The sequence below is a fragment of the Carboxydothermus pertinax genome (genome assembly GCF_001950255.1).
Classification (GTDB): Bacteria; Bacillota; Z-2901; order Carboxydothermales; family Carboxydothermaceae; genus Carboxydothermus; species Carboxydothermus pertinax.
The window spans coordinates 82,762-83,151 of record NZ_BDJK01000062.1; the positions used below are offsets into that span (position 1 = coordinate 82,762).

The 390-nt window shown below is 42.6% G+C and carries 1 protein-coding gene and 1 pseudogene; both read right to left on the reverse strand.

From position 1 onward, the window contains the following. Positions 1 to 240, reverse strand: a 240-nt coding sequence (locus cpu_RS14375; protein WP_439951482.1) for a DUF6431 domain-containing protein, incomplete at its 3' end; no start/stop codon positions are given. A 55-nt stretch (positions 241 to 295) separates the two neighbouring features. Continuing rightward, positions 296 to 390, reverse strand: a pseudogene (locus cpu_RS13550) (ATP-binding protein); the annotation flags it as partial.

Here is a 390-nt window from a genome sequence, read left to right on the forward strand (position 1 = left end):
GGTTTGCCGGCAGTTAGGACAGCGATAGCGGGCTATGGAAATTCTAACAACGGTTCCATCCAAGGTTATTATTTTTCGTCGATACCACCCATGAAAAGACATCTTTGCACTACATGCCGGGCAATACCATTGATTTTCTTCCAAAAAATTTAAATAAATTTCTAAATACTCCTTTACTGAAGCTCCAAGATAAGTTACAATCAAAGTGCGTTGTTGTGGGAAAGTCTTCGGTAATGTCAATAGCGGATTTAAATTGACCCATTTTCAACGGTTTTAAATTGACCCACCCTGGTTTTTTTTGCAAGGGCTACGGCAAGGTGCGTCTTCCCTACTCCAGGAGGCCCAAGGAATATTACGTTTTCTGCCCGGTGGACAAAGGCCATTGTGGCA